The following is a 15,427-nucleotide window of genomic DNA, read 5'->3' on the forward strand; positions in this document are numbered from 1 at the left end:
ACGATGCAAGCTACCTCGCAGAAGCGGCCGCCGAGGCTGACGACGGCTAAGGTTGGCTTCTTGGCAGTTCGGATACTGACGAACGCTCTGTGCGCGGCGCGCCGCCATCCGGTGGGGCGCCGTTTCTCATGTCGGGCACCGCCTTGATGCTGAGAGGGAGAGGGCGGCCGGAACGGGTTTGAGCCGGCGCGGTCAGAGAGAGCGCCGATCGGCTCGCCCGTTCCCGCTCTCCTTAAGGCTCCCCTCATGAACCACCTTTTCTCGATTGCGGCCGACGAGGCTGCCCCGATCTCGCCTGTGCGCGCTCCCGAGGGTGCCAGCGTCATCATCGCTGCGGCTGAGCAGCTTCTCCCGCATCTCGAGCGTGGCCGACGCATCGACCCCGCCATCCTGCGCGTCGCCATGGAAGTGACCTTCGGCGCATCCGATGCGACGGGCGCCTGGGATTGGAAGACGGCCTATGACGCTTGTGAGGTCGCCACCGTCCTGTTCCTGCGCAAATACGGGAAGGCGCTCTTCCGCAAGGCCGCTTCTCCGGCTTCACGACTTTCCGCCTTGGACAAGATCGCAAAGCTTCTGCCGACCCACACGCGCCGCTCTGCCGAGAGTGAGGCTTTCCAGCAATTCTCGACGCCGATTCCGCTCGGCCTGGCTGCGCTGACCGCGGCCGCCATTACGCCGGCGGATCGCGTGCTGGAGCCGTCCGCAGGCACAGGGCTGCTCGCCATCCTCGCCGAGATCGCCGGCAGCGAACTCGTGCTAAACGAGCTGGCCGAGAGCCGGGCCATGTTGCTCTCTTCCCTCTTTCCGGCCACTTCCGTCACGCGTTTCGACGCGGCCCAGATCGACGACCACCTCGATCCCACGGTGGTCCCGAGTGTCGTGCTGATGAACCCGCCGTTCTCGGCGATGGCGAACATTTCCGGCCGCGTGGCTGACACGGCGTACCGTCACATCGCCTCGGCCCTGGCGCGTCTCGCCGATGGCGGCCGGCTGGTCACGATATCAGGCGCAAACTTTTCGCCCGAAGCCTCGGCTTGGCGTGACGCCTTCGGCCGGTTGCAGGAACGCGGCCGCGTGGTGTTCACCGCCGCGATCGCCGGCGCGGTCTATGCCAAGCACGGCACAACGATCGAAACGCGGCTAACGATCATCGACAAGGCGCCGGCCGATGACCCGAACGCGTTCCCGGAATCGCCGGGAATAGCGCCCGATGTTGCGACGTTGCTCCGCTGGATCGACGAACACGTTCCACGTCGTTTGCCAGTCGCCTCGACTGGTGTGCTTCCCGTGTCAGCCTCGTCAGCGCCTCGCACCGTGCGCGGCTATCTCGCACGGGCCGCCGCACAGTCGGTCAACGCGTCGGTCGCCGACCCCGAAGCGGTTGATCTCGTCTATGAGACGATCGATTGGACGCCGCCCGAGGGCGCACGCCTCAGCGACGCCATCTACGAAGAATACCGGCTGCAATCGATCCGGATCCCCGGCGCGCAGGCGCACCCTACCAAGTTGGCGCAGTCGGCCGCGATGGCCTCGGTCGCGCCGCCGAAGCCGAGCTATCGGCCGCGCCTACCGGCCAACCTCGTCAGCGACGGCATTCTGTCTGACGCCCAGCTCGAGACCGTCATCTATGCTGGGGAGGCGCATGGCAACTATCTCGCCGGCGCCTGGACAGTTGACGAGACCTTCGATCTCGTCACGGCTGCCCGCGATGATGCACCGAACGCCGTCCGCTTCCGTCGAGGTTTTATGCTCGGCGACGGGACCGGCGCCGGCAAGGGCCGCCAGTCCGCCGGCATCATTCTCGACAACTGGCTGCGGGGCCGGCGCAAGGCAGTCTGGATCTCGAAGTCCGACAAGCTGCTCGAAGACGCCCAGCGCGACTGGTCGGCGCTCGGCATGGAGCGTCTCTTGGTTACGCCGCTCTCGCGCTTCCCTCAGGGGCGCGACATCCGGCTGGCCGAAGGCATCCTATTTTTAACCTACGCTACGCTGCGGTCCGACGACCGCGGCGAGAAGCTTTCGCGCGTCCGGCAGATTGTTCAATGGTTGGGCTCCGACTTTGACGGCGTCATCATTTTCGACGAGAGTCATGCCATGCAGAATGCCGGTGGCGGCAAGGGCGAGCGGGGCGACGTCTCGCCCTCGCAGCAGGGGCGTGCGGGCCTGCGCCTGCAGCATGCGCTGCCCAATGCCCGCATCGTCTATGTCTCGGCGACCGGCGCCACCACGGTCCACAATCTTGCCTACGCCCAGCGCCTCGGCCTGTGGGGCGGTGAGGATTTTCCGTTCGCCACCCGCGCCGAGTTCGTCGAGGCGATCGAGGACGGCGGCGTCGCGGCGATGGAGGTACTCTCGCGCGACCTTCGCTCGCTCGGGCTCTACACCGCCCGCTCGCTTTCCTACGACGGGGTCGAATACGAACTCCTTGAGCACCAGCTCACCGACGAGCAGCGGCGCATCTATGACGCCTACGCCGGTGCCTTCAGCGTCATTCACAATCATCTCGACGCGGCGATGCAGGCCGCCAATATCACGGGCGCAACCGGCACGCTCCATCGCCAGGCGAAGTCGGCCGCGCGCTCGGCCTTCGAGTCCGCCAAGCAGCGCTTCTTCGGCCATCTGCTCACCAGCATGAAGACGCCGACCCTGGTCCGCTCCATCGAGCGGGACCTCGCCGAGAGCCATGTCGCCGTGATCCAGATCGTGTCGACTGGCGAGGCGCTGATGGAGCGCCGCCTCGCCGAGATCCCACCTGAGGAATGGAATGACGTGCGCGTGGATATCACGCCGCGCGAGTACGTGCTGGATTACCTCACCCATTCCTTCCCTGTGCAGCTCTATGAGCCCTTCACCGACACCGACGGCAATCTCTCGTCCCGGCCTGTCTTCCGTGATGGCCAACCGGTCGAGAGCCGCGAGGCCGTCGCCCGCCGCAATGAGCTGATCGAGCGACTCGCTTCGCTCCCGCCCGTTCCCGGCGCGCTCGACCAGATCGTGCAGCGTTTTGGCACGGACCTCGTGGCCGAAGTGACGGGACGTTCGCGGCGCGTGGTGCGCAAGGGGGCCCGCCTTGCCGTCGAGAACCGTTCGGCCTCCGCCAATCTCGCAGAGACCGCCGCCTTCATGGATGACCTGAAGCGCGTGCTTGTCTTCTCCGAGGCGGGCGGCACCGGCCGCAGCTACCACGCCGAACTCTCGGCGCGTAATCGCCGGCTTCGGGTCCATTATCTGCTCGAGCCGGGCTGGAAGGCCGACGCCGCGATCCAGGGTCTCGGTCGAACGAACCGCACCAACCAGGCGCAGCCACCTCTGTTCCGCCCCATTGCGACCGACGTCAAGGCGGAGAAGCGCTTCCTCTCGACCATTGCCCGCCGGCTCGACACGCTCGGTGCCATCACGCGCGGCCAGCGCCAGACCGGCGGCCAAGGCCTGTTCCGACCCGAGGACAATCTTGAGAGCCACTACGCCCGAGATGCGCTGCGCCAGCTTTATCTCCTGCTCGTGCGCGGTAAGGTCGAAGGCTGCTCCCTCCAGACCTTCGAGGACGCCACGGGCCTGAAGCTCGTCGACGAAAACGGCATCAAGGACGAGCTGCCGCCGATCACGACGTTCCTGAACCGGCTGCTCGCGCTCACCATCGACCTGCAAGGTCTGCTGTTCACGGCCTTCGAGCAGCTCCTCAATGCCAAGGTCGAGGGCGCCATTGCCAGTGGCGTCTACGACATCGGCCTGGAGACGCTGCAGGCCGACAGCTTCGTCGTCGCCGATCGGCACCCGATCTACACGCACCCCGCGACCGGCGCGGAAACCCGGCTGCTCACGATCACCGAACGCCGGCGTAATCACCCCATGACGCTGGATCAAGCGCTCGATTATCTCGCCGATGCTCGGGCGGTGCTGTTGGTCAACGAGCGCTCGGGGCGTGCTGCGGTGCAGATTCCGGCGCCGAGCTTCATGCTCGATGACGGCGAGATCGAACGCCGCGTGCGGCTAATCCGCCCCATGGAGCACCATCATGCTTCGATGAAGATGATGGACGAAAGCCACTGGCAGCCTGCGGATCGCCAGGCGTTCGCCGCAGCATGGAACGGCGAAGTCGTCGACGTGCCCGAGTTCGCTGAGAGCACCCTCCACATCGTCGCCGGTCTGCTGCTGCCGATCTGGAAGCGGCTGCCGAACGAGTCGACCCGAGTCTATCGGCTCCAGACCGACGATGGCGAACGCATCATCGGTCGCAGGGTCTCGCCGGCCTGGGCGGCGAATGCTTGCGCGACCGCGACCTGCAGCTTGACCCCACACGAAGCGTTCTTCGCGCTGATGGAGGGACGCACCATCCTCGACCTCGCCGAGGATCTGCAGCTCCGTCGTGTCCGCGTGATGGGCGCCCATCGCATCGAGCTGTCCGGCTTCAGCGACGCGATGCGTGACCGGCTGCGCACCTATGGCCTCTTCAGCGAGATCATCTCGTGGAAGCTGCGCATGTTCGTGCCGACAGACGAGACCGGCGCCGGGGTGCTGACGAAGGTGCTCGACCACTACCCGGTCGTGCGCATCGGCAAGCGGGAGGCCGCCTGATGGCCCGCGATAACGCTTCCGAACTGGCCCGCCGTCTCGCGCGTGACGCGGAGGCGGTGTGCCGCCATTACCTGTCCAACGGGCGGCGCCAGGGCCGCTACTGGATGGTGGGCGACGTCCGTAATACGCCGGGCCGGTCGATGTTCGTCCGGCTCAGCGGACCGGAATCCGGTCCTGGCGCCGCCGGGCACTGGCGAGATGCCGCCTCGGCTGAACATGGCGATCTCCTCGACGTGATCCGTGAGAGCTGTGGTTTCACCAACTTTCGCGATGTCGCCAAGGAGGCCCGACGCTTTCTGAATCTGTCGCGTCCAGAACTGGACGTAGAGCTAAATCGGCCCCCGTCACGAAAATCGCCCGTGCCCCTCGGATCGCCGGAGGCGGCGCGGCGACTCTTCGGCATGTCTCAGTCGATCGCGGGCACACTCGTAGAAGCGTATCTCCGCAATCGCGGCATTACGGCTTTGCACGAAACCGGCTGTCTGCGTTTTCACCCACGTTGCTACTACCGGCCCGATGACCACAGCCCGACCGAGACCTGGCCGGCGATGATCGCCGCCGTCACCGATCTGAACGGCCATCTGACCGGCGCGCATCGCACCTGGCTTGATCCCGACGGCTTCGGTGAGACGACGCTCGGCAAAGCGCGGATCGACACGCCGAAACGGGCGATGGGCGACCTGCTTGGTCACGCCGTTCGATTTGGCGTCGCTGGCGAAGTCATGGCGGCCGGCGAGGGCATCGAGACGATGCTGTCGCTCCGCAGCGTCCTGCCGGCCATGCCGATGGTCGCGGCCCTCTCAGCGGCGCATCTCTCCGCCATCCTCTTCCCGGACACGCTCCGCCGGCTCTACATCGCTCGCGACGACGATCCTGCAGGTAGCGGCGCCATGGCGACCTTGATCGATCGGGCGCAGGAGGCCGGGATCGAAGCAATCGTGATCTCGCCACGGCTCGGCGACTTCAACGAGGATCTTCGCCTGCTCGGATTTGACGCCCTTCGGGCCGCGAGCCGCGTGCAGATCGCGGTGCAGGACGTCGCGCGCTTTATGGAGCTGGCGGCATAGCCGGAACGGGGAGGGGTGACGCGGCCGCTTCGTTACCGCGAGGCCGGTGGCCATGCTTCCCTCGGCGCCGGAGAGGACCGCCCCACGGCCTTCTGAGAGGGCGATCGGGCGGCAAGCGGCCCGGACCGGCAACCTCGTGGGCCGACTATTTTCCGTCGGCGGCAGAGCCGCCTTTACATCGCGAGGCAAAATAGTCGGCCCCCTTCGGTCCTCCGCTCCGCTTCGGCCCTTCGCTTCGCTGCGGGTGCAAGTCCGTTCCGCCTGCCGCCGTCGTCGCCATGAAGGCCGCGATGGGCGCGGTCGATCCCGGCGAGGAAAGCCGCAATGACCACCGACCACGACAACGATTTCGAGCCGCACCACAGCTCATCCCCGACCGACCAGATCCTCCAGGAACTGCAGCTCTATGGCTACCGTGCCTTCCAGGACGAGCCTGATCCGAGGCCGCTCCCCGAAGGTCACATCCTCGCCGGCAGCGTCGCCGACATCTTCGAGGCCTTGGTGGTGGCGCTGTCCGACACCCGTCTCGAGCCCGACCTCGAAGACCTGCTCTGGTCGACGGTGAACGTCTTCCATCGTGCCATCGACAGGATCGAGCGAGAGCTCGACGACAACGAGCTGGCGCAGCAGCGCTCACAGCGGGAGCAGGACGGCAGCGAGGTCAAATCCGTCGAGCTGGAGCGACTGACGGCGGAAGGGCAGACGCTGATCGAGCGACGAGGCGCCTTCGAGCTGATGCGCGACCAGGCCGCCGACGAATTCGAACGCCACACCCGTACCGCATGGCGGCCTCGCAACGGGTCGAAGGTCAATCACCACAATCTGACCTCCGCGATGATTGACAGCCGCGATTTCTTGGCCGCGAAGAAGCGAGCCGACAATCAGGTGCTCATGCCGCCCGGCCCCAAAGTCGCGCTGACCGGCGGTCTCGAATTCAACGATCACCGGCTAGTCTGGGCCAAGCTTGATCAGGTTCACGCGAAGCACCCGGACATGGTGCTGTTGCACGGCGGATCGCCCAAGGGGGCCGAGCTGATCGCCGCCAAATGGGCCGACAACCGCAAGGTGCCGCAGATTGCCTTCAAGCCCGACTGGACGAAGCATGCTAAAGCGGCTCCGTTCAAGCGCAACGATGCAATGCTGGAGACGCTACCGATCGGCGTGATGCACTTCCCCGGCACGGGAATCCAGGACAATCTCGCCGACAAGGCAAAGAAGCTCGGCATCCCGGTCTGGAGGTTCGGCGGCGCGTGAGCGCTGCCGCAAATTCTAAGCCCCCAACTCGCTCAATGCCGCTGGTTGTTCGACGGGCTGCGGCCCCCACGGGCGGCCCGCCCGGTATAGGGTTCGCTCAAACCTTCATTCAGATCACAATTTCGAGCGAGGCTCCGACTCTCGTCCTCGCGCGCAGCCTTTATTACGTCTCTGACGTCGAGGGCGGTGTTGGTGATGGTCCATCCTTGCAAGCCGGAGGTCTGCCGTACCTCCTCATCGCTCGAGGCAAGGATTTCCTCGCCCAGTGCTTCGAGCAGGCGGGCCAGATCGCGGCTTGGATGCCAGCGAGTCATCACTTGCTCCAGTTCCGTTGGTCGCGCAGCAGGGGGCGTCGCATTCGTCGTCGCGTCGTGTCGTAGTCGAGCTCAGATACCCCGTTGCTCTTGCAGATCTCCCTGGCCGCCAGGCCATCGGCCATGCCCGCGATGATCTTCAGCGCCAGCAGGTCGGATTCGAACAGCCGATAGACGTTGGCCAGTGTCTGTGCGGCGGCTAGGATCCGCTCCTGATCGGGCGCCGCATCGGCCTCGTGATCGGGCCCGCTGCGCTGGTCCGGATCATCGCGGCTTACAAGTAGCCTTCGCTCGAGTCGCGCACGCCGCCAATGGTCGTTGCAGATGCTGCGCATCACGCCCGACAGGAACGCTAGAATGGGGACGTAGGCTGGCCGGGGGCGGGAGCCGTCGAGGACGCGGGCAATCGCCTCGTGGAGGATGTCGCTCCAGCCGAGGCCGAGCTGGTGCGGCTAAAAGCGCTGGCGCGGTTGCTGAGCCGTGACCTGCGCTGCATCGGCCGCGTCATTATAACGTTTAAGCGCTTCAGGTTTTGAATTATCCTGAGCCGCAGAATGAGTAATCACGCTATCGATAAGGTTTCGGTCCCCTGTAGACAAATAGGGGCTGCTCAAATTGCACGGCCTCGTCCGTCTGCGGCGCTTCGGAGACCGCGTGCTGCACCTGCGACGAAGCTGGTGCATTGAATGGATCAAACTTTTGCGGGTCCACGTTCGCCTCATGTTCAAGCTCGCCTGAGCAGGTCTCCTACTGTGCGCAAGCTCTCGAGAACCTAACGTGGTCGATGGTGCGCAGGACGCGCCGGTTGTCGCGACATAGGCGCAGCGCTCGTCGCGAAACCATTTCTGATCGCAGCCGACATAGCCTGCCGCCTTGCGCCAGACCTTGCGATACATCTCGCCCGATCCGGCGAACGCATCGACCATCGCGCCCGGCGTCGTCGAGCACGTTCTGCCTGGTCAGGACCTTGGCGGGCTCGCCGTGCCGGTGGTTCGTCACCTTGGCGACGTTCCGCAATCCGCCGGACCAGCGCGCTATTACGGCTCAAGCCCGATGGTGCCGAGCTCTAGGTGGCGCCATGACCCAGCTTGAGCCGCATCCCATCGAGGGCGACGCCTATGCCGAGTTCTTGGCCGACATCCGCGAAAAAGGCGTGCGCGAACCGGTCAGCGTGTTCGAGAGAAGTTCCTCGACGGCCGCACGCCGTCGAGACCGGCACCGATTGCCCGACGCGCAACTATTACGGTGACGATCCGCTGGGATACGTCATCAGCTGAACTTGAAGCGTCGACACCTCGCCGAGAGCCAGCGCGCGATGTGTGCGGCGCGGGCAGTCTAACAGTTCAGGCAGCGACAGGGGGCGGCCGCGCAGACCAAGGGGGCGGTGGCACGGTGGGACCCGCGAGGAGGAAATCAGGCGGCTCCACGCGGATACGTCCCTGTCTTATGATGATCGTGCCGAAATGGTCGCGCAGCTTCGGGCAGGCGCAACCATCACCGCCTTTCCAACTCCGAGTCGCCACCTGGTGATAGCTTCTTCGTCAGCTTACCGACAGGTAAATGCTTCAGAGGTTACAACGTATCGTAGTGGACTGAGTCTACTGAGTCCTGGCAAGGGAGTATGGAATGGATTCTCTTGAGGCAGGACAGATTCTGCGCGGTCGAGGATGCCAAGGGAGAATTAGGTGCCGAGGTCCGTAAGGAAATTGCCCGCGAGATCAAGGGCGCTCTAAGGGATAGGGTACTCAATGATCACGGCCTCGGGCTGTGAAGCAGCCTTGACTGCAGGAGGCTGTTAATTCGCATGAGACGTAGTGCTGTACATCAGGCTGCGGAGCGCCGGCCTAGAGGCCGGCGCATTGCTCAGGTGAGCGGCTAAAATTCGTGCAAGTAGCGGTGAGAGTGGGACTCCCTTCCCCGATGCCACAACTGCGCGAAAACCGCCGGAAAACAAGGATTCCAAAAAGGCCGGGGTCAATTTTGTGACCCCCGCCATTTACCACCAATTCGGCCCGCAACGCGCGGCAAGCATCAGAACAGCGAGGCAGCCATGGTAAAGCCGTTCCCGTCGAAGACCCATATCGGCAACCATATGCTGCATCCGGAAACCCTGATGCTGACCTATGGCTATGATCCGCAATTGTCGGAAGGCGCCATCAAGCCGCCGGTGTTCCTGACCTCGACCTTCGTGTTCAAGACCGCCGAGGACGGGCAGGACTTCTTCGACTACGTCGCCGGCCGGCGCGAGCCGCCGGAAGGCATGGGCGCGGGCCTGGTCTATTCACGCTTCAACCATCCCAACAGCGAGATCGTCGAGGACAGGCTCGCGGTCTACGAGCGTACCGAGAGCTGCGCGCTGTTCTCCTCGGGCATGGCGGCGATCGCGACCACGATCCTCGCCTTCGTCCGCCCCGGCGATGTCATCCTGCACTCCCAGCCGCTCTATGGCGGCACGGAAACGCTGCTGACGAACACGCTGGCGCGCCTATCGATCGGCGCGGTCGGCTTTGCCGACGGCATCGATGAAGCATCGGTCAGGCAGGCCGCGGAGGAGGCGATGGGCAAGGGTCGGGTTTCGATGATCCTGATCGAGACCCCGGCCAATCCGACCAACGGCCTCGTCGACATCGCGATGATCCGCCGCATCGCCGATTCCGTCGGCAAGGCCCAGGGACACACGCCGATCATCGCCTGCGACAACACGCTGCTCGGCCCGGTGTTTCAGCAGCCGATCGAGCACGGCGCCGACCTGTCGCTGTATTCGCTGACCAAGTATGTCGGCGGCCATTCCGACCTGATCGCGGGCGCCGCGCTCGGGTCGAAGGCGATCATGAAGGGCATCAAGGCGCTGCGCGGCGCCATCGGCACCCAGCTCGATCCGCATTCGTGCTGGATGATCAACCGCTCGCTCGAGACCTTGAGCCTGCGCATGGAGAAGGCCAACAGCAACGCGCGGCTCGTTGCGGATTTCCTGCGCGACCACGCCAAGGTGGCGAAGGTGCATTATCTCGGCCATCACGAGGAAACCTCGCCCGCGGGGCGCGTGTTCGCGCGGCAAAGCCTGGGGGCGGGATCGACGTTCTCGTTCGACATCGTCGGCGGCAAGGACGCCGCGGTGAAATTCCTCAATGCGCTGCAGATCTTCAAGCTGGCGGTGAGCCTTGGCGGCACCGAGTCGCTCGCGAGCCTGCCCGCGACGATGACCCATTCCGGCGTTCCCGCCGACATCCGCCAAAAGATCGGCGTGCTCGATGCCACCATCCGGCTGTCGATCGGGATCGAGAACCCGTCGGATCTGATCGCGGACCTCGCGCAGGCGCTGAACGCGGCTTGAGCGAGGGAATCAAAGCGGATTGGACGCGCGGCACGCTGACATGATCGCCGCCGCGGCCTCATTGCTCTGCGCGCACGAGAGCTGCCGCACGAGGCAGACGTAATAGCCCTTGCTGGATGCGTTCAGCAGGAAATCGCCTGCAGGCCGTCAATCTCACTCGATTTCGAGCCATTCGAAGACGGCGCGACCCGTGGGCCAACGAACGAAACCAACCGCAATCACCGCCTGATCCCGTGCCCGACCGCGATCACGGTGCTCCTGTTTTCCATCCAGTTGAAGCAGTTCAGCCTCGGCTCAGTTATGGTCCTCACCCTGATCGCCGTCGCGCAATCCAACGTCGCTGGCCAGATGAAGCGGCCACGGTCCAGCCGCTTGGCGTACAGCGATAGCCCGACTCCGTCGGCTGGCTTTCCACGTGGGCACAAAAGGGGATCTCTTAGGTTGCCACCATTGTTAGTGCGGCGATTTGCGATGAGAAGCCCACACCCGCTGCCTCCAATGCGGCGGACCACTACGCGGCACTAAATGGACACGATATGCTCAGGATGGACGGCTTGGTGCGAGCTTCACACGAAGAGTTGGCTTGAACTCCAGGCCGCGCTGGCCAAACTGAACATTTCACATTCCGATCACATTTCGATCATTCTCATCATCGGTCATGGCGACCGTCCACGTGCGTGCGAGGCATGAAGCGCCCGTTGGAGCGAAGGGCGTCAATGCCGTCAGGATTGCAAGGCTCCGACGTGGTCTGACACTACCTGATCTGGTAGCTGCTCAAGCCGCCTCGTCGGTGGTTGAGTAAGGCGATGATGGACGAAGTAGACAAAACCGAAACTGAACGACGAAGTTGTGGTCACCTCGTGCAGATTAGGAGGATGCAGAACCGCCTGCTCGAGGCGATCTCCATCTGACCGAACGTCCTCAGGCTATCTGCAGGGGTAGGATGTTTACGCGTGGAGACGCACTGAATGACCGAGCGGGATACGCACTCATCCTTGGCCGGCTGCCGACGGCTTGGCAACTCCATCATCAGGCCGGGCATTCCGCACCAATGCGTGCTCATCGGAGAGCGGGTCCGCCGTGCAGGCCGAAGTGCAGGTCCCTGCTGAGCGGCTATGCGTCTTGGATTCCCCAGCCGATCAGTCAGTGCCTCTGTGTCGATATTTGTTAGGATAAAGTCGAGAAGCAAAAATGTCTGGCGATGCGTTACCTCGCAGGGCGAATGTCACGGTCATCAAGACCTTTGATATTGATTATGGATTGTTCGCGTTTGCGATGGTCGCGCTGACGATTCTGTACATCAGCGCGCGTCTGTATCAGCAGGCTTTTGGTTTCTCCATGGGGCTCGATGCGAACTCGCCGGAATTTGACCGATACTGGATGACGCTCTTCAGAATCGAGTTGCCGGTTCTATACGGCGCGGGCGTGCTCTGCTGGTCGTATCTCTTCCTGACGCGTGACAGGAGCATTGAGACCGTCACGCCCGAGACCGAGTTGCGCAGGTACTTCTATCTGGCCATGTGGCTCGTCGTGTACAGCTTCTGCATCTTCTGGACGGGCAGCTTCTTCGCCGATGGAGATGGCGTCTGGCATCAGACAACCCTGAGGGACACGCCGCTCACCCCCAGTCACATCATTCTGTTCTATGCGACCATCCCGATCTATCTCTTCTTTGGGGTCGGCAGCTTTGTCTACGCGATGACCCGGATCCCGGCCTTCTGCAGGGGGGTCTCGCTTATGCATGTGATTGCTGTAGTGGGGCCTTTCCTCATATTGCCGAATCTCGGTTTCAACGAATGGGGACATGCTTACTGGCTGACTGAGGAAATCTTCTCGCATCCGCTGCATTGGGGTTTCGTCGTTCTTGGATGGTGTGCACTCGCGTTGGCGGGCGTTTTGATGCAGATCGTCGAACGGTTGAGAGAACTCATACCACTCGTGTTCAAGCAGGATGCTGCGGGAAGCCCGACGGACGCGAACCCGTTTCGCGACGCGTCGAAAAAGTGCGGTCCGGAAGCGCAGCGACAACGATACAAGCCAACGACCGTTTCTGGACGGCGATCTATCTCCGGGAAGAGTAAGTGAACCCCAGCGGCGAGGGAAGAGTGACCTCAACGGCCGACATCGATGCAGCGGCGAGTCCGAGAGAGAATACCCGCTTCAAGGATAAGAAGGATGAGACGGTCATTTCTGTCTCTGGTCTAACGCCCAGTGCAGCCAGATACTCTCGCCTGTTCGACGTCCTCGTCGTGGCGGCTGTGGTGACTATCTTTGCGGGAGCAATCCATCTGCATGTTATGCTCACGGTCGGCGATTGGGACATGTATGTCGACTGGAAAGACCGGCAGTATTGGCCCCTGGTCATGCCTGTCTCCATGATCATGTTTCCTGCTGCCCTGCAGGCGATCTTCTGGGTCAACTTTCGTTTGCCGATCGGTGCGACGGTTGGCGCAACGGTGTTGCTCATTGCCACCTGGATCGGTCGTTACGCGAATTGGTGGATATGGACAGGTTTTCCCTTCACGGAAGGCGTGCCGTCACAGGCGCTCGCGGGGGCATTGTTGATGGATATGACTTTAATCGTCCTTCGCAATAGCCTGTTCACATCCATCATCGGCGGCTTTGCGTTCGGTTTCGTATTTTGGCCATCGAACTATTCCGCATTGGCTCCGTTCTATCTCCCTGTCGAGCACCAGGGAATGGTCGCATCGTTGGCCGACATGATCGGTTACACATTTCCGCGTTCGAACATGCCAGAGTATCTGCGTATCATTGAGCGCGGCACCCTCCGCACTTTCGGTAGCTCGGTGAGTTGGGTATCGGCGGCATTCGCGGGCTTCATCTGCATATTCATGCACCAGCTTTGGTGGCGGCTTGGACTTTTTGCGTCCCAGGCAACGTTCCTCAAGAACAGCGATGTCGTCAAATCCTTCATGGGTATAAAAAGCAGCGTCGCGTCCTAAGGACATGAGCACGGGGACTATAGGCATGCTGCTGAAGCTTATCAAATTCGCTGCCGTTTGCGTCGCATTCATCGCCGGCGTGTCTCATGCGGCGGCTCATGGCGAACGCGCTCAGGAGCCATACCTGAGGACCAGAACAGTGCAGTTCTACGATGTTCATTTCTCCAAAACTGACGTGAAGGTGAACGAACGTTTCGAACTGACGGGAAAATTCAGGTTGATGCAGGACTGGCCGGATGCAGTGACCCCGCCGGACATCGTTTTCCTATCGAGCATATCGCCGGGGCCGACCATTGCCAGGGTCGAAACATACCTCAACGGGGAGCCAGCGAGGCAGTCTTTCGCGGGGCTGGAACTTGGCCGAGACTATGAGTTTCGAATGGTTCTTGAGGGACGCACACCGGGCAGTAGCCACATTCATCCCTCGATCTCGATCAAGGGCTCTGGTCCGCTGGTCGGACCGGGGCAATGGGTAAACATCTCGGGTGAGGCGCATTCGTTCGCATTTCCGATCAAGACGATGACAGGTCTGCAGATCGAGGACTTGCAGACGTTCGGGCTGGCTCATGCGGTCGGATGGCATTTGGCTTGGCTGGCTGTGGCTGCGGCTTGGTTGTCGTTCTGGTTGGCTCGACCGCTGATTCTACCTCGATGGCTTGTCCTGCAGAAGGGGCGGGAGGATTTGTTGATTTCGTTGAGAGACACTGGAGCTGGGATCATTGTGGCGGCGATTGTTCTCGTCATGGTCTTCGGTGGCTATGTCCGGGCGAGCGCGGAATATCCATACAATGTGCCCCTCCAGAGCGGCTTGAACAGGGTCGCGCCGCTTCCGGCAAGCCCTGCTTACGTAGAAATCAAGGTCATATCGGCCACCTATGACGTGCCAGGCCGTTCGATGAGGTTGGCGACCCAGATAACCAACAAAGGGTCAGAACCTCTCTCGATTGGCGAGCTTACGACCGCAAACATTCGTTTCCTCAATCAGAGCCTCCCAGTGGCAATGGCCGATGTCGATCCGTCCTACCCAAGAGACCTCATCGCACGCACGGGGCTTAAGCTCAGCAGTGATACCCCGATCAATCCCGGTGAAACGAAAGAGGTGCGCGTTGAGGCAACGGACGCCGTGTGGGAATTGGAGCGACTTGTCAGCTTCCTCACCGACGTGGACTCCAAGTTCGGCGGGTTGTTGCTGCTCTATGCCCCCAATGGGGAACGCGTCATAGCAGAGATGGGCGGACCAATCGTGCCCGTATTCACCGAACTCAAGTAGGGTTTGGGTGTGTGAATGTTGCGAAGACGCCAGGCGCGAACGGCTGCGAGCCGAAGAGGGGCGTTCCGGACCGCGCGGGTGATGGCACTGGTCGCTCACATTATTCCTGCCGTCGTCCGCGAAGGTCATGCGCACGGAGCGGTGTCCATGGAAGCTGACCAATGCAAGCTGAAAGTGGACAGCTATTTCATGCATTTTACTGGCTATCAGCCGCAGAGCTCGAGAGCCGAATTTTGTGAGGACATACCGGAGGTCGGGCGAACAATCATTGTTCTCGATTTCGTCGACCAGTCCCTTCGAGACATCCCGGTCAGCGTGAATCTGGCTCGAGATGATGGCGCCCGAACGGGGGACACGATGAACACGCCATCCAGCATCCTCTACATTCCACCGAAGAAGTATCCGAACGGAACGATCAAGATCGACGTCAATTTCGAGCAAGCCGGCAGATATATCGGGATGGTGGCGATCGAGAATGGCGAGCGAAACGTGGCGAAATTTCCGTTCGACGTGGGACGAGGCTGGAGTCTGATACGCCTTTTGGCCTGGTGTCTGGTCCTCGTATCAGCCGCCATCGGAACGTTTCTATGGGCCTTGCGACGAAGCGCGATAGCACAAAATCTACCTGCGGCGAGCGAGAAGTGAAG

The 15,427-nt window shown here is 62.4% G+C and carries 11 protein-coding genes; 9 read left to right on the forward strand and 2 right to left on the reverse strand.

Going from position 1 to position 15,427, the window contains the following annotated elements; all coding sequences use genetic code 11:
• Positions 1-246 precede the first annotated feature (246 nt).
• The 3 genes from XH85_RS04450 to XH85_RS04460 all read left to right on the forward strand — a co-directional run bounded on the left by XH85_RS04450 (position 247) and on the right by XH85_RS04460 (position 6,899).
• A complete protein-coding gene (locus tag XH85_RS04450) occupies positions 247-4,578 on the forward strand; it encodes a strawberry notch family protein (RefSeq protein ID WP_128930918.1) in 4,332 nt (1,443 codons plus the stop codon).
• Positions 4,578-5,645, forward strand: coding sequence for a DUF7146 domain-containing protein (locus tag XH85_RS04455; RefSeq protein ID WP_128930919.1), 1,068 nt, complete (start codon positions 4,578-4,580; stop codon positions 5,643-5,645). Before XH85_RS04450 ends, XH85_RS04455 begins: the two co-directional genes overlap by 1 nt.
• A 324-nt stretch (positions 5,646-5,969) precedes the next feature.
• A complete protein-coding gene (locus XH85_RS04460) occupies positions 5,970-6,899 on the forward strand; it encodes a DUF2493 domain-containing protein (protein ID WP_128930920.1) in 930 nt (309 codons plus the stop codon).
• 32 nt (positions 6,900-6,931) lie between these two features.
• On the opposite strand, the gene XH85_RS04465 is transcribed toward XH85_RS04460, so the two are convergent.
• The gene (locus XH85_RS04465; RefSeq protein WP_128930921.1) at positions 6,932-7,213 is read right to left on the reverse strand and encodes a hypothetical protein; all 282 of its coding nucleotides are present in this window, start codon (positions 7,211-7,213) and stop codon (positions 6,932-6,934) included.
• On the reverse strand, positions 7,213-7,551 hold the full coding sequence (locus tag XH85_RS04470) for a hypothetical protein (RefSeq protein WP_245473882.1): 339 nt from the start codon (positions 7,549-7,551) through the stop codon (positions 7,213-7,215). Before XH85_RS04470 ends, XH85_RS04465 begins: the two co-directional genes overlap by 1 nt.
• Positions 7,552-8,291: 740 nt before the next feature.
• Between XH85_RS04470 and XH85_RS44705 the strand changes: the two genes are divergently transcribed.
• From XH85_RS44705 to XH85_RS04495, 6 genes are all read left to right on the forward strand, one after another.
• On the forward strand, positions 8,292-8,462 hold the full coding sequence (locus XH85_RS44705; protein ID WP_164940683.1) for a hypothetical protein: 171 nt from the start codon (positions 8,292-8,294) through the stop codon (positions 8,460-8,462).
• A gap of 801 nt (positions 8,463-9,263) precedes the next feature.
• Positions 9,264-10,547, forward strand: coding sequence for a cystathionine gamma-synthase family protein (locus XH85_RS04475; protein WP_128930923.1), 1,284 nt, complete (start codon positions 9,264-9,266; stop codon positions 10,545-10,547).
• A gap of 1,191 nt (positions 10,548-11,738) precedes the next feature.
• Positions 11,739-12,632 (forward strand): bacterial ammonia monooxygenase, subunit AmoC, encoded by an 894-nt coding sequence (gene amoC, locus XH85_RS04480; RefSeq protein ID WP_128930924.1) that lies wholly within the window; start codon positions 11,739-11,741, stop codon positions 12,630-12,632.
• The gene (locus tag XH85_RS04485; protein WP_128930925.1) at positions 12,629-13,510 is read left to right on the forward strand and encodes a methane monooxygenase/ammonia monooxygenase subunit A; all 882 of its coding nucleotides are present in this window, start codon (positions 12,629-12,631) and stop codon (positions 13,508-13,510) included. Before amoC ends, XH85_RS04485 begins: the two co-directional genes overlap by 4 nt.
• Positions 13,511-13,535: 25 nt before the next feature.
• The gene (gene amoB / locus XH85_RS04490; RefSeq protein ID WP_164940684.1) at positions 13,536-14,780 is read left to right on the forward strand and encodes a bacterial ammonia monooxygenase, subunit AmoB; all 1,245 of its coding nucleotides are present in this window, start codon (positions 13,536-13,538) and stop codon (positions 14,778-14,780) included.
• A gap of 78 nt (positions 14,781-14,858) precedes the next feature.
• Entirely contained in the window at positions 14,859-15,425 is a 567-nt protein-coding gene (locus tag XH85_RS04495; protein ID WP_128930927.1) for a hypothetical protein, read from the forward strand.
• The last annotated feature ends 2 nt before the right edge of the window (positions 15,426-15,427 follow it).

Origin of the sequence: Bradyrhizobium zhanjiangense (assembly GCF_004114935.1) — a bacterium.
Taxonomy (GTDB): Bacteria; Pseudomonadota; Alphaproteobacteria; order Rhizobiales; family Xanthobacteraceae; genus Bradyrhizobium; species Bradyrhizobium zhanjiangense.

Bases quoted from the DNA above. Each gene is read 5' to 3' on its own strand.
- XH85_RS04475 (WP_128930923.1), top strand. From the start codon at position 9,264: ATGGTAAAGCCGTTCCCGTCGAAGACCCATATCGGCAACCATATGCTG.
- XH85_RS04455 (WP_128930919.1), top strand. From the start codon at position 4,578: ATGGCCCGCGATAACGCTTCCGAACTGGCCCGCCGTCTCGCGCGTGAC.
- amoC (WP_128930924.1), top strand. From the start codon at position 11,739: ATGTCTGGCGATGCGTTACCTCGCAGGGCGAATGTCACGGTCATCAAG.
- XH85_RS04465 (WP_128930921.1), bottom strand. From the start codon at position 7,213: ATGACTCGCTGGCATCCAAGCCGCGATCTGGCCCGCCTGCTCGAAGCA.
- XH85_RS04460 (WP_128930920.1), top strand. From the start codon at position 5,970: ATGACCACCGACCACGACAACGATTTCGAGCCGCACCACAGCTCATCC.
- amoB (WP_164940684.1), top strand. From the start codon at position 13,536: ATGCTGCTGAAGCTTATCAAATTCGCTGCCGTTTGCGTCGCATTCATC.
- XH85_RS44705 (WP_164940683.1), top strand. From the start codon at position 8,292: ATGACCCAGCTTGAGCCGCATCCCATCGAGGGCGACGCCTATGCCGAG.
- XH85_RS04450 (WP_128930918.1), top strand. From the start codon at position 247: ATGAACCACCTTTTCTCGATTGCGGCCGACGAGGCTGCCCCGATCTCG.